This is a genomic window from Flavobacterium sp. (assembly GCF_027483985.1).
Taxonomy (GTDB): domain Bacteria; phylum Bacteroidota; class Bacteroidia; order Flavobacteriales; family Flavobacteriaceae; genus Flavobacterium.
In genome coordinates this window covers 1-24,370 of record NZ_JAIXTJ010000032.1, presented here as the reverse complement: position 1 = coordinate 24,370, position 24,370 = coordinate 1, and the positions used below count along the sequence as shown (strand labels likewise).

27 protein-coding genes are annotated in these 24,370 nt (G+C 32.2%); 5 read left to right on the top strand and 22 right to left on the bottom strand.

The window, feature by feature from the left end; translation table 11 throughout:
* A complete protein-coding gene (locus Q0050_RS08500) occupies positions 1-1,062 on the top strand; it encodes a mannose-1-phosphate guanylyltransferase (protein ID WP_298394258.1) in 1,062 nt (353 codons plus the stop codon).
* Between the two features lie 67 nt (positions 1,063-1,129).
* Positions 1,130-4,930, top strand: coding sequence for a gliding motility-associated C-terminal domain-containing protein (locus tag Q0050_RS08495; RefSeq protein ID WP_298394256.1), 3,801 nt, complete (start codon positions 1,130-1,132; stop codon positions 4,928-4,930).
* Between the two features lie 2 nt (positions 4,931-4,932).
* Here the strand turns inward: Q0050_RS08495 and Q0050_RS08490 are convergent, their stop codons facing one another.
* The 7 genes from Q0050_RS08490 to gcvP form a co-directional block, all read right to left on the bottom strand.
* Entirely contained in the window at positions 4,933-5,697 is a 765-nt protein-coding gene (locus Q0050_RS08490; RefSeq protein WP_298394254.1) for an ABC transporter ATP-binding protein, read from the bottom strand.
* A gap of 3 nt (positions 5,698-5,700) precedes the next feature.
* On the bottom strand, positions 5,701-6,450 hold the full coding sequence (locus tag Q0050_RS08485) for an ABC transporter permease (protein WP_298394252.1): 750 nt from the start codon (positions 6,448-6,450) through the stop codon (positions 5,701-5,703).
* Positions 6,451-6,526: 76 nt separating this feature from the next.
* A complete protein-coding gene (locus tag Q0050_RS08480; RefSeq protein ID WP_298394249.1) occupies positions 6,527-7,375 on the bottom strand; it encodes a glycosyltransferase family 2 protein in 849 nt (282 codons plus the stop codon).
* A 17-nt stretch (positions 7,376-7,392) separates the two neighbouring features.
* The gene (locus Q0050_RS08475) at positions 7,393-7,923 is read right to left on the bottom strand and encodes a methyltransferase (RefSeq protein ID WP_298394247.1); all 531 of its coding nucleotides are present in this window, start codon (positions 7,921-7,923) and stop codon (positions 7,393-7,395) included.
* Between the two features lie 79 nt (positions 7,924-8,002).
* Positions 8,003-9,064 carry a 3-oxoacyl-ACP synthase III family protein gene (locus Q0050_RS08470; protein WP_298394244.1) on the bottom strand — a complete coding sequence of 354 codons (1,062 nt, stop codon included), beginning with the start codon at positions 9,062-9,064 and terminating at the stop codon, positions 8,003-8,005.
* A gap of 131 nt (positions 9,065-9,195) precedes the next feature.
* Positions 9,196-9,579 carry a group III truncated hemoglobin gene (locus tag Q0050_RS08465; protein ID WP_298394241.1) on the bottom strand — a complete coding sequence of 128 codons (384 nt, stop codon included), beginning with the start codon at positions 9,577-9,579 and terminating at the stop codon, positions 9,196-9,198.
* A gap of 125 nt (positions 9,580-9,704) precedes the next feature.
* A complete protein-coding gene (gene gcvP, locus Q0050_RS08460; protein ID WP_298394238.1) occupies positions 9,705-12,548 on the bottom strand; it encodes an aminomethyl-transferring glycine dehydrogenase in 2,844 nt (947 codons plus the stop codon).
* A 266-nt stretch (positions 12,549-12,814) separates the two neighbouring features.
* Here gcvP and Q0050_RS08455 point away from each other — a divergent pair, with 266 nt between their 5' ends.
* Positions 12,815-13,537, top strand: a complete 723-nt coding sequence (locus tag Q0050_RS08455) for a hypothetical protein (protein ID WP_367277164.1) — start codon at positions 12,815-12,817, stop codon at positions 13,535-13,537.
* Here the strand turns inward: Q0050_RS08455 and Q0050_RS08450 are convergent.
* The 15 genes from Q0050_RS08450 to Q0050_RS08380 all read right to left on the bottom strand — a co-directional run bounded on the left by Q0050_RS08450 (position 13,517) and on the right by Q0050_RS08380 (position 22,923).
* A complete protein-coding gene (locus Q0050_RS08450) occupies positions 13,517-13,972 on the bottom strand; it encodes an SRPBCC family protein (RefSeq protein ID WP_298394235.1) in 456 nt (151 codons plus the stop codon). The genes Q0050_RS08455 and Q0050_RS08450 overlap by 21 nt on opposite strands.
* On the bottom strand, positions 13,926-14,342 hold the full coding sequence (locus tag Q0050_RS08445) for a hypothetical protein (protein WP_298394233.1): 417 nt from the start codon (positions 14,340-14,342) through the stop codon (positions 13,926-13,928). Before Q0050_RS08445 ends, Q0050_RS08450 begins: the two co-directional genes overlap by 47 nt.
* A 56-nt stretch (positions 14,343-14,398) precedes the next feature.
* Positions 14,399-14,782 (bottom strand): hypothetical protein, encoded by a 384-nt coding sequence (locus tag Q0050_RS08440; protein WP_298394231.1) that lies wholly within the window; start codon positions 14,780-14,782, stop codon positions 14,399-14,401.
* Between the two features lie 11 nt (positions 14,783-14,793).
* Positions 14,794-15,138 (bottom strand): hypothetical protein, encoded by a 345-nt coding sequence (locus tag Q0050_RS08435; RefSeq protein WP_298394229.1) that lies wholly within the window; start codon positions 15,136-15,138, stop codon positions 14,794-14,796.
* A 5-nt stretch (positions 15,139-15,143) separates the two neighbouring features.
* A complete protein-coding gene (locus Q0050_RS08430; protein WP_298394227.1) occupies positions 15,144-15,584 on the bottom strand; it encodes a hypothetical protein in 441 nt (146 codons plus the stop codon).
* A gap of 399 nt (positions 15,585-15,983) precedes the next feature.
* Positions 15,984-16,487 carry a MarR family transcriptional regulator gene (locus Q0050_RS08425; protein ID WP_298394225.1) on the bottom strand — a complete coding sequence of 168 codons (504 nt, stop codon included), beginning with the start codon at positions 16,485-16,487 and terminating at the stop codon, positions 15,984-15,986.
* 108 nt (positions 16,488-16,595) lie between these two features.
* Positions 16,596-17,267 (bottom strand): ElyC/SanA/YdcF family protein, encoded by a 672-nt coding sequence (locus tag Q0050_RS08420; protein WP_298394223.1) that lies wholly within the window; start codon positions 17,265-17,267, stop codon positions 16,596-16,598.
* Positions 17,268-17,277: 10 nt separating this feature from the next.
* Entirely contained in the window at positions 17,278-19,335 is a 2,058-nt protein-coding gene (locus Q0050_RS08415) for a M3 family metallopeptidase (protein WP_298394222.1), read from the bottom strand.
* Positions 19,336-19,366: 31 nt separating this feature from the next.
* On the bottom strand, positions 19,367-19,654 hold the full coding sequence (locus Q0050_RS08410) for a type II toxin-antitoxin system RelE/ParE family toxin (protein WP_298394220.1): 288 nt from the start codon (positions 19,652-19,654) through the stop codon (positions 19,367-19,369).
* On the bottom strand, positions 19,654-19,881 hold the full coding sequence (locus Q0050_RS08405) for a hypothetical protein (protein WP_298394218.1): 228 nt from the start codon (positions 19,879-19,881) through the stop codon (positions 19,654-19,656). The genes Q0050_RS08410 and Q0050_RS08405 overlap by 1 nt, the downstream gene beginning before the upstream one ends.
* A 23-nt stretch (positions 19,882-19,904) precedes the next feature.
* Positions 19,905-20,390 (bottom strand): 5-(carboxyamino)imidazole ribonucleotide mutase, encoded by a 486-nt coding sequence (purE, locus tag Q0050_RS08400; RefSeq protein ID WP_298394204.1) that lies wholly within the window; start codon positions 20,388-20,390, stop codon positions 19,905-19,907.
* A gap of 72 nt (positions 20,391-20,462) precedes the next feature.
* Positions 20,463-21,620, bottom strand: a complete 1,158-nt coding sequence (locus Q0050_RS08395) for a 5-(carboxyamino)imidazole ribonucleotide synthase (RefSeq protein WP_298394201.1) — start codon at positions 21,618-21,620, stop codon at positions 20,463-20,465.
* 47 nt (positions 21,621-21,667) lie between these two features.
* Positions 21,668-22,084 carry a PIN domain-containing protein gene (locus tag Q0050_RS08390; protein ID WP_298394198.1) on the bottom strand — a complete coding sequence of 139 codons (417 nt, stop codon included), beginning with the start codon at positions 22,082-22,084 and terminating at the stop codon, positions 21,668-21,670.
* The gene (locus Q0050_RS08385; protein ID WP_298394195.1) at positions 22,081-22,347 is read right to left on the bottom strand and encodes a DUF6364 family protein; all 267 of its coding nucleotides are present in this window, start codon (positions 22,345-22,347) and stop codon (positions 22,081-22,083) included. The genes Q0050_RS08390 and Q0050_RS08385 overlap by 4 nt, the downstream gene beginning before the upstream one ends.
* Positions 22,348-22,380: 33 nt before the next feature.
* The gene (locus Q0050_RS08380; RefSeq protein ID WP_298394192.1) at positions 22,381-22,923 is read right to left on the bottom strand and encodes a hypothetical protein; all 543 of its coding nucleotides are present in this window, start codon (positions 22,921-22,923) and stop codon (positions 22,381-22,383) included.
* A gap of 100 nt (positions 22,924-23,023) precedes the next feature.
* Here Q0050_RS08380 and hpt point away from each other — a divergent pair, with 100 nt between their 5' ends.
* Both hpt and Q0050_RS08370 read left to right on the top strand, forming a co-directional pair.
* Positions 23,024-23,554: a hypoxanthine phosphoribosyltransferase gene (gene hpt, locus Q0050_RS08375; RefSeq protein WP_298394189.1), complete on the top strand. Its 531-nt coding sequence runs from the start codon at positions 23,024-23,026 to the stop codon at positions 23,552-23,554.
* A 93-nt stretch (positions 23,555-23,647) separates the two neighbouring features.
* Positions 23,648-24,220: an adenylate kinase gene (locus Q0050_RS08370; RefSeq protein ID WP_298394187.1), complete on the top strand. Its 573-nt coding sequence runs from the start codon at positions 23,648-23,650 to the stop codon at positions 24,218-24,220.
* Positions 24,221-24,370 lie beyond the last annotated feature (150 nt).

Below are 24,370 nucleotides of genomic sequence, written 5' to 3'. Positions count from 1 at the left end.
ATGAATAAAAATTATTACGCTATACTAATGGCTGGTGGAGTTGGTTCGAGATTTTGGCCAGTTTCTACTACAGAGTTTCCTAAGCAATTTCACGATATGTTGGGTTCAGGAGACACTTTAATTCAAAAAACATTTGGTAGATTGTCTAAATTAATACCAGCTGAAAATATTCTTATTTTGACTAATGAATTATACAATGATTTGGTTTTAGAGCAATTGCCAATGGTAAAACAAGAACAAGTTTTGCTTGAACCAGCAATGCGAAATACTGCTCCATGTATTTTATATGCTTCATTAAAAATTAAAAAAGAAAATCCAGATGCAGTAATGGTAGTCGCGCCAAGTGATCATTGGATTGAAGATGAAGAGGCTTTTGTAGCTAATTTACAGCAATGTTTTGATTTTTGTCAAAAAGAAGATGCGTTACTAACTCTAGGTATTCAGCCAACATTCCCGAATACTGGTTTTGGATATATTGAATATGATCAATCGGATGAAAATCAAATAAAAAAAGTAAATCAGTTTAGAGAAAAACCCAATTATGAAACGGCAAAATCATTTCTAGAGGCAGGAAATTTTCTGTGGAATGGAGGTATTTTTATTTGGAGTGTTAAATCAATAACTACAGCTTTTGAAAAATTCCAACCTCAAATGAACGCTTTGTTTTTGAATGGTATGGATTGTTATAATACTTCTTCTGAAAAAGATTTTATCACTCAAAATTATGCTTTAGCGGAAAATATTTCAATTGATTATGCCGTAATGGAAAATGCAAGTAATGTTTATGTTCTTCCGGCAACTTTTGATTGGAATGATTTAGGAACTTGGGGTCAACTGCATGAAAAAATTGACAAAGATGAAAATAATAATGGTGTAATAAACGCCAAAGTTATTTTAGAAAATGCTTCGAATAATATTATTCGTTCTGATGCTAACAAAATTATTGTTGTTGATGGGTTGCACGATTACATCATTGTTGATAAAGAGGGCGTTTTAATGATTTATCCAAAATCTAAAGAACAAGATATAAAGAGAATAACAGGTTTGGCTAATAATTTGTAGGTATTTTTTTAAAATAATAGCGCAACCTTTTGTAAATTTATTCATCTTATCTAAAAAAATATAATTTATGAAAGGCAAAACAAGTTTTAATCATTTACATCTAATTTTCTTTTTTGTTTTGTCGTTTCAGTTGTCATTTGCACAATTGTCAAGTTTTAGTTTAGTTGTCACAAAGACAAACGAATCCTGCACTGGAAATGGAACGTTAAGTTTTTCAACATCAGGAACTACGCCTGGCGCAACGATTACTTACAGTATTTATAGTTTGCCAAATACTACAACACCAATAGGTTCAACTGTTAATACTACTTACAATGGGTTAGCGGCTGGAAATTATCTTGTGATTGCAAATCAAACTTTAGGTAATTTATCAAATAGCGCTCAACAGAATATTCAAATAAACGATACTAGAGTTTTACTAACTTACGGATTGACAAGTCTGCAAACAAGTTGTAATACGGGAAGTATAATTGCAAATGTTTTAACTGGAAGTCCAGTTTCTTATGAAATTACTTCTGGACCAGTAATTGTGCCACCTCAATCTTCAAATATATTTTCAGGATTAGGAGCAGGAACATACAACATTAGGGTAAATGATGCTTGCGGCGAAGGTGTAGTTCAAACATTTACATTGAGTTTTTCTATTACACCAAATCTTACTATAGGAGATTTTATAAAATCGTGTACGCTTAACTCTTGCACGACAATTTCAGGAAATTTTTTGGTAACGGCCAATCCGAATACTTCAATTAGATATCCGTTAACTATTCAAACAACAATAGTTCCACCTTCTGGCGGCACACCAATTGTTCAGAGTCAAACAGTAAATTCAGGAAATGCAATAAATCAAGTTGTTTCATTAGTTGTACCTTTTTTTTATGCTCAAAACTACACGTTTTCTATCAGGGTTACTGATGCCTGTGGTACAGCTTATGTTAAAAATGCAATTCCAGTTTTCGGACAAATTGCATTGAATTCTCAACAACTTTATTCCAACTGCATTAGTGGCATAGAATTGAGTTTGTGTGATTTTTTACCACCTTACACAACAAGTTTTATTTCAGCACCAGCAGGTTTTAATCCAAGTCTTTATAATTCAAGTCATCCTGGACCGTTTAATTCTAGTGTTTTGGTTTATAGTGGAACTAGTTCTAATAATTTACCAAGTGGTAATTACACCATTCAAGTAGTTGATGCTTGCGGACGATCAATTCAAACTCAAGTCACAATTCAGCAAGTTTTGCCGGGTTTTCAAGTAGTTCCAGTCGCTGATTCTTGTTTGGGATTAGCTAATGTTACCATTCCAAATGGCGGACCACTTGTAACATCAGTTATTATGACTAGCGGACCATCAACAATAAATCAAACTTTTCCGTATAACGTTTCATTTAATATAAATTCGGGAGTATTTAACATGCAGTTGCCATCAGGAACTTATAATTTTACGGGTTTAGATGTTTGTGGAACGACATTTCAATACGAAATAATTGTTCCCACAAGAAGTGTATCAATGACTGCATTTGGCAATAGTTTTCAAGGTTGTCTTTCAAATGATGGCGCAATTAATGTAAATAGCACTGGCGGAACAATTAGTGCAATTAAAATAACAAGTGCTCCTACCACATTTAATCAAATATTACCATACAATGTTCCTTTGGCTAATCCTAATGGTATGTTTGCACTTATAACAAATTTGCCTGCCGGAAATTATTCCTTAACGGTTACAGATAATTGTGGTGTTAATTATGTTTTAACTGCAACGATAACCAATCAAGTAGGTAATGATCCGTTGGTTTTTTTAGATAGAAAAGGTTGTGGTATTGGTTTAAATTCTATCGGATTAATTAGTACAAATGGACCACTGCAAGTAGTTACAATTACTGCAGCTCCAAGTACTTTTTCATTTACTTTACCTTATAATGTGAGTTTTAATATTGCTGCAAATGGTATCTTTTATATGAATTCATTACCGGAAGGAAGTTATACTTTTTACTCGAAAGATGTTTGTAATGTAGAAAGAACCGAAACTAGATTTATTACAGGTTATCGCACCACTACAGAAAGTATACAAGTGGTTTCCAATTGTGGGTCATTTGATTTGGTTATGAATTACAACAATAATAGTGCTTATGCGTCGCAATTTTGGTTACAAAAGTACAATTCAATTACTGGTCAATGGATGCATCCAACTACTGGTGTTGTATATAGTTCAAATACGTTGCCAACAAGTAGTAACTCATTGAGCATATTAAATAATACAACTAATATCAATATTGCATCTTTAGGTCAATTCAGAATTTTGCAAACTTATCAATACTTTTCAAACGGAAGTCCAACTTTGTTAAATTGTATCGAAAATATTAGAACTTTTGACTATACAGGAGGATTATCTATAACTGCCGCATATGCATTGCCTTGTGTCAATCAAGGAACGCAAGTAGTCATTGAAGCTAATGGTTTTCCGCCATTGAACTATAAAATTACAACTAAAGATGGGTTGCCTTTTGTGGTGAATAACGGTACGTCTAATTTATTTTCTGGATTGCAACCTGGTATTTATAATTTTCAGGTTCAAGACCAATGTGGAAATATTGTTAATCGTTTATTTGATATAACTACTTTGCCCGAACCTTCAATAACTGCGAGTAATTTATGTCAAGGTCAAGCTGGTTCTTTGTCGGTTCAACCCTTTTCGTTTTTAAATTATCAATGGTGGAAAGGAACCAATACGTCAACAATTCTTAGTACAACTAATGTTTTAACATTTAATCCGTTTAATTCTGCTCTTGCTGCAGGAACTTACTATGTTAGAATTTATTCAACTGCTGCAGGTTCTTGCATAGATAAAATTATTTCCTATACCATTCCATTAAATGCAGTTCCAAACGCAGGTTTAGATGGTAATTTAGTAATTTGTGGAAGCACGAATACCGTAAATTTATTTACAATATTAAACGGAACATATGATACCGGAGGTGTTTGGCAAGAAACTACCAATAGCGGAATGTTATCAGGAAATAACTGGTTGCCAATTGGTATTCCTTACGGGAATTATACTTTTAAATACAGCGTATCTGGATTTTGTAATACTTTGGACGAAGCTGTTGTTACTATCAGTTTTAATCCTATTGCTACAGTGCCAGTTGTTACTGTTGCGAGTAACTATTGTAGTGGTGATGCAATTCAGTTTATAACAGATACCATTCCAAATGCTACTTATCAATGGAATGGACCAAACAACTTTAATGCAACTACTCAAAATTTGACTTTCAATACAGCAAATACCAGTTTAAGCGGAACCTATACGTTAATTGCTAATGTAAATGGCTGTATTTCTTCTGTATCGAAAACGATCGTGGTTAACTCCAATCCAGTTTATACCATTGAAGCTAATTGCGTAAATGATGTTTATACGGTCAAAGTTGTTTCTGCTGATGGTTTGAATGTAAGTACAGATTCCTTCTTATGGTCAGGTCCAGATGGTTTTACGAGTACGAGCAATCCAATTCAGATTTCGAATCTGCCTAAAGGAAATTATGCAGTGGTGATTACCAATAGTAATGGTTGCAGTACAAATCAGTCTATTGAGGTTTTGAATACAATGTGTACAATTCCGAATGGGATTTCACCCAATGGTGATGGAGCTAATGAAACTTTTGATTTATCGGGTTTCACTGATATTAGAAACCTAAAAATCTATAATCGATACGGAATGTTGGTTTATGAACAAGATAATTATACCAATCAATGGTATGGTCAACAAAAGAATAGTAACAAATTATTACCCGATGGAACGTATTACTACTTACTTGATTTTGAAAATCGAGCATCAAGAACAGGTTGGATATATTTAATAAGAGCTTATTAACTTTATTCCTCTTTGTTTTGTGCTTTTCTAATTTTTTTAAACAAGTTAGATGAGTATACAAAATCTACAATCGCTTCATTATCAGTTTTAAAAATGTCTTTTTTGGTACCTTCCCAAGCGAGAATTCCATTTTTAAGGAAAATAATTTTATCACCAATTTCCATCACCGAATTCATATCGTGTGTATTGACAACTGTTGTGATATTGTATTCTACGGTTATTTCGTTAATTAAGTTATCAATTACAATAGCAGTTTTTGGGTCTAAACCAGAATTGGGTTCATCACAAAAAAGATATTTTGGATTGTTTACGATTGCTCTTGCAATCGCAACACGTTTTTGCATTCCGCCTGAAATCTCAGAAGGTTTTTTGTGATTGGCGTTTATTAAATTAACTCTATCAATTACAGTATTAACTCGTTCTTTGATTTCTTCAGGAGATTTTGTTGTGAACATTTTTAACGGAAAACCAACGTTTTCTTCAACTGTCATACTATCAAAAAGCGCACTTCCTTGAAACACCATTCCGATTTCGGTTCTCAAAGAACGTTTTTCATCAGGACTAAGTTCAGAATAGATTCTGCCATCGAACGAAATGGTACCAACATCAGGAGTAAAAATACCTAATAAAGATTTTAATAAAACGGTTTTACCCGAACCACTTTGACCAATAATTAAATTAGTTTTACCTGCATCAAAAGTTGCTGAAATTCCTTTCAAAACTTTAGATTCTCCGAACGATTTTTCTACGTTTTTTACTTCTATCATTGGTTAATTCGTTAAAAGTAATTGAGTTAAAATATAGTTGACCAAAATGATTACTACCGAAGTCCAAACGAAAGAAACGGTACTTGCTTTTCCAACTTCCAAAGCGCCACCTTTCATATAGTAACCGTGAAAAGAGGGAATTGTAGCTAAAATCATTGCAAAAACAATAGTTTTTATAAAAGCATAGGTAATGTGAAATGGTATAAATTCGGTTTGTATTCCTGATATGAATTCGTTACTAGTTGTAAATCCACCATAAACACCAGCCATCCAACCACCTAAAATACCTAGAAACATTGCAATTCCGATAACAAAAGGATATAATAAAAGTGCAATTATTTTCGGGAAAACTAGGTAGTTTAACGAATTTACTCCCATAACTTCAAGAGCATCAATTTGTTCAGTTACGCGCATCGTACCAATACTTGAAGTTATAAACGATCCCATTTTTCCTGCCATAATGATCGAGATAAAAGTAGGAGCGAACTCCAATATTACCGATTGTCTAGTAGCAAAACCTATAAGATATTTTGGAATTAACGGATTGGTTAAGTTTAAAGCCGTTTGTATAGAAACAACACCTCCAACGAAAAATGAGATAAAAGCAACGATACCAAGTGAGTCAATAACAAGGTCATCAATTTCTTTCAAAATCAAGCCTTTCATTACCGACCATTTGGTTGGTTTGTTGAATACTTCTTTTAGCATCAAGAAATATCTTCCTATTTGCGTTAAATAACGAATTAACATCATTTTATAAGGGTTCAGTGTTCAGTTTATAGTTGGCAGTAAAAATACTATAATTTTATTTGAAAGAGGGATTAAAACTTTAAAACAATTTTTCTTTCATCTTTTTAAGTCGGTAACTACGTATAAATTTAGCTTGTTCTTCGGTTACTAAAAGCGGTTTCTTAGATGATTTAGCTTTCCAAAAACCTTTAATATAATCTATAAATAGTAATGGTTTTTTCTTCATCATTGCCAATTTTATAGAAGCGATGGCAGTAATAATAAATCCGTAACCTAAAGAATAAAATGACTCACCTTGTTTGTAACGAGCTGTTTTGTTGTAGTTTGCGCCTGTTGGTTTTAAGTGTTTTACATGCAAACTTTCATCAGTAACTACTTTCCAATTATAGAATTTACATAGCAATTCATCAACAGTATCCCAACCCATTGCTGGTTTTAATCCGCCAATTTGCTTGAACGTTTCTTTTCTGTAGGCTTTCAATGCGCCACGAATATGATCTTTATCTGTAAGATTTTCCAAAATCCATTCACCATTTTTTTCTATATAACAAAAACCTCCAGCCATTCCAATTCGTTCATCTGATTGAAAATGTTTTACTATAGTTTCAAAATAGTTTTTTGGAAAAATTAAATCAGAATCTGCTTTTACAATAAAATCATAGTTTTCATCTAAAGTTTCATATCCTTTTTGAAATGCCTGAATGACTTTACTTCCGGGCAAATGAATGGCATCAGATGTTTTGTTTACTAAAGAAATAAAAGAATATTTTGAGACAAATGAATTGACAACATCTTCTGTTTTATCAGTAGAATTATCATTTACCACAACAATTTTTGTGGGCAAAACAGTTTGTTCAACCAAAGATTGAAGTGTCAAAGAAATCAAAGATTCTTCGTTGTGTGATGGAATGACAATGTAATATTTCATTAGCTAATCACTATTTACTAATTACTTTTCACTTTTTCAGCAAAAACAATATAATATCTTGGAGTAAAGTACCTTAACAAAGGTCTGAAGCCTAATTTTTTTACAGGATGTGTGAATTTTTCTCGAGCTGTGATTTTCCAACCCGTTTTTTCAAGAAGCCAATCTAGTTGCCAATCTTCAAATTCGTGGTAATGCCTGTCCCACATATCAGTTTTGCTTCTATAAGCTGGCGAAAACCATAAACGTAACGGAATTGAAATCAATAATTTATCACATTTTACATTCTGCAAAACAGTATACGGATTCAATAAATGTTCAAAGATTTCAAAAGCTGTAAAAACAGTATAGGTTTCGTTTTGTAAAGCGGTTTGGTCGTTGTCTAAATCTTCACCTTTGGTGTTTTTTACAGTATAGCCATTGTCTTCCATTATTTTAGAAAACGGATTCGGAACACCTAAATCAAAGATGGTTTCTGAAGTTGTAACGTGCTTTTGTAAAAATTCTAAAGTATGTTTGAAACGTTTATTTGGAAATGTTTTTTCGTACATTTTAGCGGTTATAGTTTAGTGTATATTGATTTGCAAAAATAACTATTAAGCCGTAACAATAAACAACAAACTTAAAAAATTACATTCTATAAACTATTGCGTTAATGTTCATTCCAGCACCGACAGATGCAAACAAGATAACATCTCCTTTGTTGATTTCTTGATTTTCGATTTTACCTTTAATAAGTGAATCATAAAGCGTTGGAACTGTTGCTACGCTTGAGTTTCCTAATTTATGAATACTCATTGGCATAATTCCTTGTGGTGGCGTTTGTCCGTACAATTTATAAAAACGTTGAATTATAGCTTCATCCATTTTTTCATTGGCTTGATGAATCAACACTTTTTTTACTTGATTGATGTCAATTCCGCTACTGTCTAAACATTCTTTCATTGCTTTTGGAACATTGCTCAAGGCAAATTCGTAAATCTTTCTTCCGTGCATTTTTATATAGCGAACATCTGGGTCGTGATCTTTATTAAAAGAATTTCCGAAAAATAAATAGTTGGCTTCGTCATAAGCATAAGTTGCAGATTCGTGTGCAAGAATCCCTTCATTTTCACCTTCAACAGCTTCAATAATAGTTGCACCAGCACCATCAGAATAAATCATAGAATCTCTGTCGTGCGGATCGGTAACTCTTGATAAAGTTTCGGCACCAATCACCAAACATTTTTTTGCCATTCCAGCTTTTATAAATGCAGTCGCTTGAATAACGCCTTCAACCCAACCTGGGCAACCAAAAAGCATATCGTATGCAACACATTTTGGATTTTTAATACGTAAACTATGTTTCACACGAGTCGCCAAACTAGGAAGTAAGTCTGCTTGAATGGCTCCTTTTTTTTGATTTCCAAAATTGTGCGCGAAAATGATATAATCTAAAGTTTCAGGATCAATACCTGAATCTTCAATAGCTTTTTTTGAAGCAAAATAAGCAAGGTCAGAGGTAAGTAAATTATCAGAAGCATAACGACGTTCTTCAATTCCAGTAATTCCGTAAAATTTTTCTGTTATCACTTCATTTGGAAGCGGAAATGGCGAACCATCTTCATTTAAAAAAGTATGATTTGAAAAGTCTTTATTGGTTACTATTTCTGTTGGAATATAACTTCCGGAACCTGTTATTTTTATGTTCATTTTAGTGGTAATGAATAGATTTTAATGTAAATTTAATAATAAAATTCCAATTTAATTGTTATTAATTAATATGCGTGCATATAATTATGATTTTGCTAATATTATTATGTTTTAATAGTAATATGATAATTTTATGATTGGTTTTTAGCAATTTTTATTTGCATTATGCTCGAAAGATTGTGTGCCATATTTTTCATTCGTTCGCAATTAAATCCTTCAAAATTTTCATTAATGGCTGCTTCAAAATGCGTCAACCAAATTTCAAATAATTCTTTAGTTAAATGTGATTTCGTATCTACATCCAAATGCATTTGGGTTAAATTGTTAAAATAACCACCAGTTCCTAGAATGGCCTGCGACCAAAATTTAACTAAAGTTTGCAAATGCTCCTCAAGGTTTTCGTGAACAGGAATTACTTTGGTAAAAATGTAATTAATGCGATCGTCAGCAAATAATTTTTTATAAAAATCATTTACAATTTTATATAAATCGTCTTGTGTTTGTACATCGTTCATCTCTTAAAATTTAAAGTACAAAGGTACACGATTCTGATTTTAATAAATCTGATTTATGTCATATATAAAAGAAAAATCCCAAAAACCTATGTGGAATTTGGGATTTAAATTATTGGGATTTATTTTTACATATAGGCTTCAATTGGAGCACAGCTGCAAACCAAGTTTCGGTCTCCATAAGCTTCATCTACACGACGAACTGTAGGCCAAAATTTATTTTCTGCAATATAATCTAGTGGAAATGCTGCTTGATCTCTAGTGTAAGGGAAAACCCATTCGTTAGAAGTAAGCATTGCCAAGGTATGTGGTGCATTTCTTAAAATATTGTTTGCTTGCTCTTTAGTTGACGCTTTAATCTCGTTTCTAATTGAAATCATTGCATCACAAAAACGGTCTAATTCTGCTAAATCTTCTGATTCGGTTGGCTCTATCATTAAAGTTCCTGCTACTGGGAACGAAACGGTTGGTGCGTGAAAACCATAATCCATTAAACGTTTCGCTATATCAGTTACTTTGATTCCGTTTTCTTCAAATGATCTACAATCTAAAATCATTTCGTGTGCAGCGCGTCCCATTTCTCCAGAATATAATATTGGATAATGTTCTTCAAGACGAGCTTTCATATAATTAGCATTTAAAATGGCATATTTCGTAGCATTCGTCACACCTTCTGCGCCAAGCATTGTAATGTATCCGTAGGAGATTAAACAAACTAGAGCTGAACCATATGGTGCCGCAGAAATAGCAGTAATTGCTTGATCTCCACCAGTAGGAATGATTGGATTAGTTGGTAAAAAAGGAACTAATTTCTCGTTTACACAAATTGGTCCAACACCTGGTCCACCACCACCGTGAGGAATAGCAAATGTTTTATGTAAATTCAAGTGACAAACATCAGCACCAATTGTAGCCGGATTTGTTAATCCAACTTGTGCATTCATATTGGCTCCATCCATATAAACCAAACCACCATTTTCGTGAATTAGTTCGGTGATTTCACAAATAGCACTTTCAAAAACTCCGTGTGTAGATGGATAAGTAACCATTAAACAAGAAAGATTATCTTTATGTTCGATTGCTCTAGCTCTTAAATCTTCAACATCAATATTACCATTTTCCATTGTTTTGGTAACGATAATAGTCATTCCCGCCATTGCTGCCGAAGCAGGATTGGTTCCGTGAGCCGATGAAGGAATTAAACAAATATTTCTGTGATGATCACCACGAGATTGGTGGTAGGCACGAATAGTCATCAAACCAGCATATTCTCCTTGAGCACCTGAATTTGGTTGTAAAGTCGTTCCGGCAAAACCCGTTACAATATTTAATTGATGCTCTAATTTTTTGAGCATAATTTGATAACCTTCTGCTTGATCAATAGGTGCAAAAGGATGAATGCTATTCCAATTTGCCATCGATAACGGAAGCATTTCTGCTGCAGCATTTAATTTCATTGTGCAAGAACCTAAAGAAATCATCGAATGATTCAGCGATAAATCTTTACGCTCTAATTTTTTTATGTAACGCATTAACTGACTTTCTGAATGATGGTTGTTAAAAACATCGTGCGTTAAGAAAGTTGAAGTACGTTCTAATGAACTTGGTATGTTTGAAGTATTTGATAATGCGGTTAATTCAAAAGCATCTTTTCCTGTAGCTTCGGCAAAAATTGCAATTACTTGATTTAAATCAGCAAGAGAAGTAGTTTCGTTAAGTGATATAGAAATCGTTTCTGCATCTACATAATAAAAATTGACTTCATTTTTTTCTGCAATTGCTTTTACTTTTTGAGCGTCAGCTTTAACTAAAATAGTATCAAAGAAAGCAGTATTGGTTTGGTATACACCTAATTTGTTTAAAGCATCCGCTAATGTTACAGCTGAATTATGTACTTTGCTTGCAATATAGTTTAATCCTTTTGGTCCGTGAAATACAGCATACATTCCGGCCATAACTGCCAATAGAACTTGAGCAGTACAAATATTAGAAGTTGCTTTTTCACGTTTGATATGTTGTTCACGAGTTTGCAACGCCATTCTCAAAGCGCGATTACCATTAGTATCAATAGTTACACCGATAATTCTTCCTGGCATTGAACGTTTGTACTCTTCTTTAGTTGCAAAAAATGCTGCGTGTGGTCCGCCGTAACCCATTGGGATACCAAAACGTTGTGAAGTTCCAACAACAACATCAGCGCCCATTTCTCCTGGAGGTGTTAATTTAACTAATGATAAAATATCTGCTGCAACAGCAACTTTTATGTCCTTAGCGTGAGCATTTGTTATGAATCCAGCGTAATCATTTATTTGACCAAATTTTCCTGGATACTGTAAAATAGCTCCATAAAATTCATTTGAGAAATCAAATTCTTCGTGATTTCCAACAACCAATTCAACGCCAATTGGAGTAGAACGTGTTTGTAAAACCGATAAAGTTTGCGGAAGTATTTCTTCTGAAACAAAGAATTTATTTACATTATTTTTCTTTTGATCACGTGAACGAACGTCAAATAATAAAGCCATTGCTTCGGCTGCCGCTGTTCCTTCATCAAGAAGTGAAGCATTAGCAATTTCCATTCCTGTTAATTCAATTACCGTGGTTTGGTAATTCAAAATAGCTTCTAATCGACCTTGAGCAATTTCGGCTTGATAAGGCGTATAGGCTGTATACCAACCTGGATTTTCAAAAATATTTCTTTGAATTACCGCTGGTACAATCGCTGGATGATATCCTAAACCAATATAAGATTTGTAAACTTTGTTTTTCTTGCCTAATTCTTGAATGTGTGCTAAATACTCATATTCCGTCATTGGTTCGTCTAGTTGTAAATCGTTTTTTAAACGAATATTACTAGGCACCGTTTCATAAATCAGTTGGTCTAAAGTTTCAACTCCAACGGTTTTAAACATATGTTGTAGGTCGTTTTCACGTGGACCTATGTGGCGTAATGCAAATGCGTCTGTTCTCATTTGATGAAAATAAATATAAAGTTTGTGTGTGTTGTTTAGAATCTGAATCGAGTTCAGATTTAAGCAACAAAAGTAATTATTAAACTTCTATTTTTAAGTTAAACAAGACGTAATATTTTGAGAATTTGTTAACCAAAAATGACTCTTATTAACAGAATGATTAGTTTTGCGCTATGCGATTTCTGAAGAAACTTCTCGATTTTTATATAAATTCAAGCATTCACGTTGCATTGTCAGGTTTTGCACTGGTACAATTGACCTATATTTTGTTTGACATAGAAAATGATAATGCAACTTTGGGGTTCACATTTTTCGGAATAATTGTAAGTTATAATTTTGTAAAATACCACGCTTTAGCAAGAGCTCAAAAATCGCGATTGACGGTTCAATTGAAAGCTATTTTCATTATGAGTTTATTCTCTTTGTTTGCTGCGTCATATTATTTTTTTCAGTTGCAAAGAAATACACAAATTATGGGTTTTGTGTTTTTAATCATTACATTATTATATACGTTACCTGTTTTTCCGAATAAAAGGAACGCTCGGAATTGGGCAGGATTTAAAATTTATATCGTCGCTTTATGTTGGGTAGGAGTGACGCTTTTCCTTCCAATAATTAATAACCATTTACCTTATAGTAGATATGTCTTCTTGGTTGCAATGCAAAGATTTCTTCTGCTTTTTGTACTGATATTAATTTTTGAAATTGTCGATTTGAAATCAGATGATCCTCATTTAAAAACGGTTCCGCAGCAAATTGGAGTTGAAAAAACTAAGCTAGTAGGATTTGCATTGTTGTTTTTATTTGTTGTATTAGAGTTTTTATCAATTGATTTAAAGGTGCAATTTTTTCTATTGAAATGTTGTTTGGCTTTTACTACATTGCTTTTTTTGATCTTTGTGAATGAAAGTAGGTCAAGATATTATACCTCATTTTGGGTAGAAAGTATTCCTATGATTTGGTGGATTTTAATTCTTGTTTTCAGCTAACTGTTTAATAAATTCATTTCTTTTAGTAATAAATTTTGTAAAGTATGCTTTCAAAAGAAGTTTGTCAAAGATGCTTCCAAAAATACCAAATGGAGTTTCATATTGGATTTCATCCTTTACTATGGTTACACCATTTTCCTCTGTGAAGGTGTGAAGGTGTTTAAAGCTTTTAAAATTACCTTCCAACATTTCGTCTACAAAGAAATTCGGAATTTCCATTGCTGATATCAAACTTTTATGGGTTAGGTATATGCCAAAATGTTTGCCACGCCAAGTAACAGTTTCATTTAAATTAATTAATCCTGATGTTACACCATCGATCGCAGTTTCGTTAGACTTTGCAGTAGATAATTTGTGAATATCAATGTTTCGGTTTAAATCTAAAACTTTATTTATTGATGCGTTTATTTTGGTAGTTAAGTTTATTGTTGTCATTTTTGAAATTTAGTTTTAAAAGAATTCCTAAAATTATAGAGGTAATTGCATAAACATAACCGCCAATTGGTTCTCTTGCGTGGAATACAATGTTAAAAGTAATCAAAATTGATAATGTTGTAAATACAATTAATGTTATTTTAGAATAGAGTATAGAAACTTCTTTATTGGCTAAGTAATAGTAAATAATTCCATATAAAATATAGGTTGGTAATGAAAATAGTAAACCAAAAATTAATGTAATGGGATAAACTTCAATTAGGCCGGCAATATTAGCTAAATTTTCATCAAACAAACAAAATAAGTCAAAGATGAATGGGGCAAAAACCAAAGTTCCAAACCAATGTTTAAATAGATAATTCCAGTTCATAGTATTTTATTTTAAGCCTGGCAGAATTTAAAAGTCTGTCAGGCTTGTTGCTTCTTTTAGTTTGCCGCGATTGGTTGTTGAAGATTGTTTTCAGATGCTTTTCTTTTGCCTCTGAAGAAGAAATACAGATTAAAGAACAACATAATTCCTAAGTAGATGGCGAAACCTCCAATTTTATAACTCAATTTTTCTATCAATACTTGGTAACTATCTTGATACATATTCATTTCTAGAATCATTAAGGCAAATCCTAAATTCAAGAGATAGAAACCCGTTTCAAATAACTTGTTGGTTGCATTTGCAATTTCTTCTCGACCTTTAAAAATGTCTAACATATAAACTTTACTGTTTTTGAAAAGTGTTCTTGAAACGTAATAGGTTAAAAATAAAGCGACTGGTAAGTAAATGGCGTAACCGATTAAAATTTTTGTAGTTTCCATAATAGATGTATTTAAATTAATTTTTTGATGTATTTCGTTAAAAGGATGATGTTGATGTAATGCATTGTTGCAATTGTGCAAATGATGATAGCCGATTTGAAGGCAATAATTTCAATAAGTTGATGAAATGACTGGATTTTCTCCCAAGAAATTATAGTCATGGCACAGTACCCTAGATTCAACAGATAATATCCAACTAATAGTATTTGGTTGATTTGATGGCACAAATCTTCGTGATTTGGAATCAGTTCAGAAACAAAGATGTTGCCATTTCTGTAACAAATTTTTCCTACTTTTAGAATAATGAATGTGGTTATCAATAAATATATTGTGTAACCAATAATGTTGAGGTTCATTGCATTTACATTTTATAATGTCCAATCAAATTATGTATGAAAAGCATCGTGTTTACTACGGCAAAAAGCACAAAAAGTGTATTCATAAAATAGCTTCCGACTTTAAATAACTTTCGTTTCGGGATATCATACATTGGATAATAGGCAATTTGTGTGGCTACTTTTCCAACCCAGTAAGCTGCAATTAATCCGGTTAAGGCAACTGATAGTGCTGATTGTTCTTTAAGTTCATTCGTAAATAAAATGGCAATCAATCCGAAAGAGAAATTTAAACCTTGGATATATCTACCATAAGTTTTTGCAATTTCTTGGTTTAGTGGTTTGAGTTGTTTTACATCGTTATACCAATCAAAAACTTGATGGCGTATGTAAGGATAAATCATTGCTGTAAAAATTTGACCTATTCCACTAAGGATAATCAGCCAGTTTGGGATAAGTGTGTTCATTTTTTTAGGATATTAAAATTAGAGTCAGAATAACTACAGTAGTTTAGGTATAAATTGTATAGTGCAATTAAAAAACTAACATATATAAAGTCTTTTATCAAAAATTTAAAAAACAGGACCACAATAAACCAATACAGTAGGTATGAAATTAGTAAAAGTCTATTATATGTTAAAGCGTAAAATGTAAAGGTAAAAGCGATAAAAACTTGAAAGAATCCAAGAAGGACTAAAAATCCGATGCTGTCAACAAAATCATAGGTAAGTACCTTTTCAATTAAGATTCCAATTAAAGCTACTATTGTTAAAATTAAGTTTAGGTTAAATACAAACTGTCTCATAATTATTTATTATTTTAAACTTTCAGAAAAAAATGAAACTTTAATTTAAATTTTTTAAGGTTTATCTCATAATTTTCACTACCAATTTTGCCAACCAATTGTCTTTGTACTCGGTCATTTTGTCTAAAACATTATCAGCTTTTAGAACAAAATCATATAGTTTGGTGGTTTGATCTACAAAATGTTTTTCTTCTGCTGTATTATCAGATGTTATGGAAGAAACTTCTTTTAATACTTTCAAAGCAGGTTTGATTTCTCTTTTGCTTCTCTCTCGTGAGATTTTTACGGCTAACTCGTCTAAATCTTTTTCAGCGGTGAAAAATTCGCGGCGTTCACCAGCTTTATATTCTTTGTATACAATTCCCCAATCCATTAAGGCTCTTAAATTCATTGAAGCATTTCCGCGTGAAATCTGCAATTCTTCCATAATGTCTTCCATTGAAACTGCTTCGTGTGATACCATTAAAAGTGCGTGGATTTGAGCCATAGTTTTGTTAATTCCCCATTGACTTCCCAATGCACCCCAAGTTTGAACGAATTTATTTTTAGCTTCTTTGAATTCCATTTTAGAATCTTTTTTCTTTTTGATAGTACAAAGATATATAAAAGTTTTTAAAGTTTCAAAAAAAAATGAAAGTTTATTTTAAAAAGAAACCGAAGCGTTGTTCTTCGGTTATCTTTTATCATCTTTTGAATAATTTGAAACTCCATTAATATTGATTTCAGTTCCTAAAAAATTAGGTTCTCGATTTCTAATGATATCAATTACTGATTTACAAATCGAAAAATATTCTCTAAAACATACATAATTATAATTTCTATACGCACCTTGATTTGCTGAAAATCCAACAGCTTCAATACCAAGATTATTTCCGATATAAATCGCTCGATTCAAATGATATTCTTGCGTAATTAAGATTGCCTTTTCAATTTTAAATATGTTTTTTGCTCTATACATTGTTGAATAAGTATCAAATCCGGCGTAATCAATGTATATTTTTGTGGTATCGATCCCTTTTTCAAAACAATAAGTTTTCATTACGGTTAATTCGTCATGAGCATCTGAACCATTGTCACCTGAAAGTAAAATTTTATTTATTTTTTTAGATTCAAACAATTTTATTCCGGCATCAAGTCTGTCTTTTAAGTATTTGCTTGGTCTATTTCCATTAATTCCAGCCCCAAAAATAATTCCAACTTTTGTTTTAGGAATTGCATTTTCGGAAGAAAAAATTAATGAGTTAGTTTTAGATTTTACATAAAAGTTCACTCCAAAAATTAGTACTAATCCAATAATTGAAGTATATAGTAGTTTTCTAAAATATTTTTTAATGAAATTTTTCAAATCAAATAATTTAAATCAACCCAGCACGTTTCAACAAAGCATCAGCCTTCGGTTCTTGACCACGAAACTTTTTATACAATTCCATTGGTAATTCTGTTCCGCCTTTTGAAAGTACGTTATCTTTAAATTTAGTTGCTACTTCTTTATTGAAAATTCCTTTTTCTTGGAAGTAAGCAAACGCATCAGCATCTAAAACTTCTGCCCATTTATAACTATAATATCCTGAAGAATATCCGCCTTGAAAAATATGTGAGAATGACGTACTCATACAATTCTCAGCAACATCAGGATATAAACTTGTGCCTTCCATAGCTTGTTTTTCAAAAGCTTTTACGTCAGCGATAGTTTGAGATTTTCCGTGATAAGTCATATCTAAAATTCCGAAACTCAATTGTCTTAAAGTTGCCATTCCTTCCAAGAAACTCGCACTTTCTTTGATTTTTTCTACATATTCTTGAGGAATGATTTCTCCAGTTTCATAATGTTTTGCAAACAAAGCCAACGCTTCTGGCTCGTAGCACCAGTTTTCCATAACCTGACTTGGTAATTCCACAAAATCCCAATAAACCGATGTTCCAGATAAACTTGGATAAGTTGTATTGGCTAACATTCCGTGTAAAGCGTGACCAAATTCGTGAAATAAAGTGGTTACTTCATTGAAGGTTAGGAGTGAAGGTTTGGCTTCCGACTTCTCGGAAGTTAAAATTGGTGGAGTGAAATTGCAAACTATAGAAACGTGTGGTCTTTCATTGATTCCATTTTTTATAGCTTGCGATTTATACGAAGTCATCCAAGCGCCATTTCGTTTTCCTTTTCTTGGGAAAAAATCGGAGTAGAAAATGGCAACTAATTGTCCTTCCGATCCCCAACTGCTTGAGGACAAAACTTCAAATGTTTGAACATCTTCGTGGTATTTGTCTATATCAAAAACTTCTTTAAAAGTAATTCCGAATAACTTTTCAGCAATAGTAAAAGCTCCATTTAAAACATTTTCTAACTTGAAATAAGGTTTTAAAATTTCATCATCAAAGTTGAATAGTTTTTGCTTCAATTTTTCCGAATAATAAGCGCCATCCCATTTTTCGAGTTGGTCAATTCCGTCAAGTTCTTTTGCGAAAGCGGTTAATTGAGCAAATTCTTTTTGGGAAGCAGGTTTTGCTTTTTCTAATAAATCATTTAAAAAAGAAAGTACTTTTTCAGGATTTTGAGCCATTCGTTCTTCCAAAACAAAATCAGAATGTGATTTGTATCCTAATAAATTTGCACGCTTGTGACGTAATTCTACAATGCGTTTTACGTTTTCTTTGTTATCAAATTCGTTATCTTGAAATGATTTTTTTCCGGCTGCAATTGCGATTTCTTTTCGCAATTCACGATTTTCAACATAAGTAACAAAAGGTAAATAACTCGGAAAATCTAAAGTGAAAACCCAACCTTCCAATTCTTTTGACTTTGCCAAACTTGCTGCCATTTCTTTTGCGCCATCAGGCAAACCTTTTAAATCCGCTTCGTTGGTGATATGCAATTGATAGTTGTTGGTTTCTGCCAAAACATTTTCGCCATAAGTCAATTTGATTTTGGCTAATTCAGTGTCAATTTCGCGTAATTTTAATTTGTCTTCTTCATTCAATAATGCTCCATTTCTAGAAAATCCTTTGAATTTTTTATCTAATAAAGTAGCTTGTTCAGTAGTTAAATTCAAAGAATCTTTTTGATCGTAAACGGCTTTTACTCTTTTGAACAAATCTTCATTTAAAGCAATGTCATTGCTAAATTCAGTCAATAACGGAGAAACTTCTTGAGCGATTTTTTGCATTTCGTCACAAGTTTCTGCCGAATTCAAATTGAAGAAAATTGATGATAATCTATCCAATTGTTCACCAGCAAAATCTAAAGCCACAATCGTATTTTCAAATGTTGGAGCTTCAGAATTTGTGATTATTGCATCAATTTCTGCTTTTGCTTGAGCGATATTTTCGATAAAAGCAGGTTTGTAATCTTCAAGTTTTATTTGCGAAAAAGGTGCGGTGTTATGTTTGGTGTTGAATGTTGAGGTAAGTGTTTTCATTGCTCGCAAAGGCGCAAAGGCGCAAAGTTTTTTAAAGTTTAAAATTTTCTAAATTTTGGTATGTATTCCAAAAACGAAGTAATTCTAAGGTGTTGGAATTTATTTTGTAATAAAGAGTAATTTGTTTTGTAATCACCACTTTATTAATTTCTTTATAATTTGTAGAAATGAATTCAATGTTATTTTTATCTAATAAAGTAATGGTGTAGTCAACTTTGTCGATAAAATTCACAACATCTTGAAATGTCCATTCAGCTTCAAGATAATCAATGTTTTGCCAATAGTCTTTTTTGGCTTGTGGCGACCAAATAACATTCATTATTTGAAATATTTTGAATAACGATTTCTAGTTTCTTCCATAACCATATTATGCGCAATTCCTTCATTATTTTCCAATGAATAAATTGCTTCATCAATAGCCTCTTTTTGCTTTTCGGTTAAAGTGGATTTGGATTGTATCAAAAGCAAAATTTCTTCAATCAACTTTGGGTTTTCAATATCCAAAATAACCTTTGCCAACTCAATTTTAGAAGTTTGAATGTTCATAGTATTCTTTTTATCAAAGATAATTATTTTTTCAATTCAGATGCGGCTTTATTCACAGCATCTTTCAAACTTTCTTTGTAGAAAATGATTTTATCAAGGACACATTTATCGTGACTTCCGATGATTTGTGCGGCTAGAATTCCGGCGTTTTTTGCTCCGTTTAATGCAACAGTTGCCACAGGAACGCCACCAGGCATTTGAAGGATCGATAAAACAGAATCCCAACCATCGATAGAATTACTAGATTTTACTGGAACTCCAATTACAGGAAGAGGTGACATTGAAGCAACCATTCCAGGTAAATGAGCCGCGCCACCAGCACCAGCAATAATTACTGAAATGCCGCGAGTGTGTGCGTTTTTACTAAAATCAAATAATTTTTCGGGCGTTCTGTGTGCCGAAACGATATCTACTTCGGTTTCGATGTCAAATCCTTTTAAGATGTCTATGGCTTCTTGCATTACAGGCATATCTGATATGCTTCCCATTATTATGGCTACTTTGCTCATATTTATTGTTTGTTGTTTATTGTTTTTAGTTTATAGTTGTTTCTGTTGACTACAACTGAAAACTGCGACTGATTACTGAACACTGATAACTCTAATACTATTCTTAACTTCCTCAGCAACTTTTCTCGCTTCCACCATATTCTCATTTACAATCGTAACGTGTCCCATTTTTCTAAACGGACGAGTTTCTCTTTTGCCGTAAATGTGTGGCGTTACGCCATCAATGGCCATTATTTTTTCTATGTTTTCATAAATTACTTGACCTGAAAAACCTTCTTCTCCGACCAAATTTACCATAATTCCGGCAACTTTGCTATCGGTAGTTCCTAAAGGTAAATTTAAAATGGCGCGCAAATGATTTTCAAATTGTGAAGTATAACTCGCTTCTATCGAATAATGTCCTGAATTGTGTGGTCTTGGAGCGACTTCGTTTACTAGAATTTCATCGTCTTCGGTTTGAAACATTTCGACCGCTAATAAACCAACATGATTGAAAACTTCAGAAACTTTTAAGGCAACTTCAGTAGCTTTTTGAGCCACTTTCTCGTCAATTCTTGCAGGACAAATTACATATTCGACTTGATTGGCTTCAGGATGGAATTCCATTTCAACAACAGGATAAGTTTTTACTTCACCAGAAACTGAACGAGCTACAATTACAGCCAACTCATTTTTGAACGGAACCATTTGCTCTGCAATGCATTCCACTTCAGGCAAATTGACTAAATCTATTGTTGAACGAACTATTTTTACACCATTTCCATCATAACCAAATTGAGCACATTTCCATACAAAAGGAAATTCTAATTCGTCTTTTTCTAATGATTTTTTCAAATCATTCAAATCCACAAACCGTTGATGAGGTGAAGTTGGAATGTTATTTTCAACATAAAAATCTTTTTGACGACCTTTATTCTGAATTAAACGTAACGTTTTTGGTGATGGAAATATAGGCAATCCTTCCGATTCCAAAACGTCTAAAGCATCAAGGTTTACGTTTTCAATTTCTATGGTTAACAAATTTACCATTTTACCAAATTGATAAACGGTGTCATAATCCATCAAACTTCCTTTGTAAAAAGCGTTGCAACTGTATCTTGCTGGAGCTTCTTCGCTTGGTTCTAAAACCAATGTTTGTATATCGAATTTTCTAGTTTCGGTCAATAGCATTTTACCTAATTGTCCGCCACCGAGAATTCCTAATTTAAAATCGGATGAGAAATAATTCATTGTGTTGTAGTTGTGTTATTTTTTTTGAATTTTCTATTTTTTAAATCTTATTCTAGTGTGCTTAAGAAATCATCGGGTGTTAATACATTGATTTCGGCATATTTATAATCTTTCAAATCTCTTGTTACAATGCAATTCATATCATTAATTGATTGAGCAGAAACAATTTGTATTGCATCTTCAAAATCTTTATGATTGGATTTCAAGCTTTTTTTTAAAATGTTAATGTCAACCGGAATAACAGAGATATGTGTTAAAATATGTTCAATAGCCATTCTAGTTTTTTCTTCAGAAATTGATTTTTTTAAAATGTAATGAATTGTAGAAATTGTATTTGAAGATGTATATAGAGCTATTTTTTTTTGTATTCCAAAATTGTAAATTTTTAAAGAGTTTTCAATGAATGGAATTCTATTTGCAAAAACATCTACTAAAATATTGGTGTCGATAAATATGTTTTTCATATACCATATTTTTCTTTGTAATAGTCTTCTTTTGCTTTTTTAATATCAAAATCATCAGGTAATTTTATGATTCCAATTAATTTTTTTAATTGAGGATCTATGTCTGCATATTCATCTTTATTGTCGTTTTTATTTGGTTTTTCAACCAAACTTCTAAAATAATTTTCAACCATTTCAGATAAACTTCTGCCGGTTCCTTTAGCATAGATTTTAGCTTTTTCTATAATTTCTTTTTCAAGAGATAAAGTGAGTTTAGTATTCATATACGTAAAGTTTTTACAAATGTACGTAAATAATTATTTTGACCTTGTTAATTTTTTCAAAATATCTTTCACTGCCGCTTTATAAGCAGGAGTTTGGTGACTGCAATCTCTTTGAAGTAAAAATTTTAATTCCTCATTTACCCAATGGTGTTTTTTGCCAAGGTTGTAAAGAGTTCGCATTGTGTATGCAGCATTTGCGGCTTTGTCAGATTCAATCAACCAATCCAAACAAGTCTCAATTATCTTTTCTTCTTGATTTTCTGTTAAAGAATATTTTTTAGAATTGGATAGAAATAAACAAATTTTAGAAATCGAGCGTATGGCAGAATCATTTTTATAATGAGGTAAAGTCTCGCAAAAATCTTCTAAAAAAGGTAAAAATAAATCCATTTTTTCTTCACAAATCAACTCCAAAATCCAACACGCTTTATGGTGATTTTTGTCCTTACTATTAAATGCAATTTCTAATAAATACTTTAAATAATCAGGATTGGCAAAGATGAAATCTTTATTATCATCTCTACTTTTCCTATGTGCTGTGCTATTGGCGATTTGATTGTAATATGCTGCATTCATTTTGTAAATATAGTATTTTAGCAAAAAAATCTTAATACTTGATACTTAATACTTAATACTTCACTAAATTTGCTCCTTTATTTTTTAAAACAACAACACAATGATACACCTTCACGATAAAACGTTTGAGCCATTTATTTCTTCAGAAGAAATTGATTTTGCAATTAAAAATATGGCGAAGCAAATGGACGACGATTTCTTTGACGAAGTTCCAGTTTTTATTGGTGTTTTGAACGGTTCATTTATGGTAATGGGCGATTTAATGAAACAATATCGTGGTATGTGCGAAGTGAGTTTCGTGAAAATGGCTTCTTATGAAGGAACGCAATCTACAAATGACGTTAAACAACTAATTGGAATCAACGAAAACCTTGAAGGAAGAACGGTTGTAATCGTTGAAGATATTGTAGATACAGGAAATACAATTGAAGAATTGAAAGCAATTTTTAAAGAAAAAGGAGTAAAGCATTTAAAAATCGCAACTTTATTTTTCAAACCAGAAGCATACAAAAAAGATATTAAAATAGATTACGTTGGAATTAGAATTCCAAATAAATTCATCGTTGGATATGGTTTAGACTACGACGGATTAGGAAGAAACCTAGCAGACGTATATCAATTAGCACAATAATAATTAACGATTGAAGATTCACGATTTTTGATTTTAGAAGTAAAAAAAGAATCAAAAATCAGCAATCAAAAATCAAAAATCAAATAAATTTTTATGATCAACATCGTTCTTTTCGGAAAACCAGGTGCAGGAAAAGGCACACAAGCTGAATTTTTAAAAGAAAAATACAATTTAACACATCTTTCAACAGGAGATATTTTTAGATTTAACATCAAAAATGATACTGATTTAGGAAAATTAGCCAAAACCTATATGGACAAAGGCGATTTGGTTCCTGATGAAGTTACCATTAAAATGTTGCAAAGTGAAGTTGATAAAAACCCAGATTCGGCTGGATTTTTATTTGATGGTTTTCCAAGAACTTTAGCACAAGCAGAAGCTTTAGATAACTTTTTGGAGTCTAAAGAACAAAGTATTACAGCAACGGTTGCGCTTGAAGCAGATGATAATGTCCTTGTAGCACGTTTGTTAGAAAGAGGAAAAACTTCAGGAAGACCAGACGATCAAGACGAAGAAAAAATCAGAAATCGTTACGACGAATACAACCAAAAAACAGCACCTTTGATGGATTATTACAAATCTCAAGGAAAATTTCACGCTGTAAATGGTATCGGAACCATCTTAGAAGTTAACGAACGATTGAATCAAATTTTCGATAAATTATAGTCTAAAGAATTGACTTGGAGATAAATTTCGAGCATTCAATTTTTTTTCAGATATTTGCACTCACAAAAGGAGCTATTTCCGATAATAGGGATTTATGCTCTTTTTTTGTAATTTTAAACTATGGAAATTTTAATAATACTTTTTCTAATC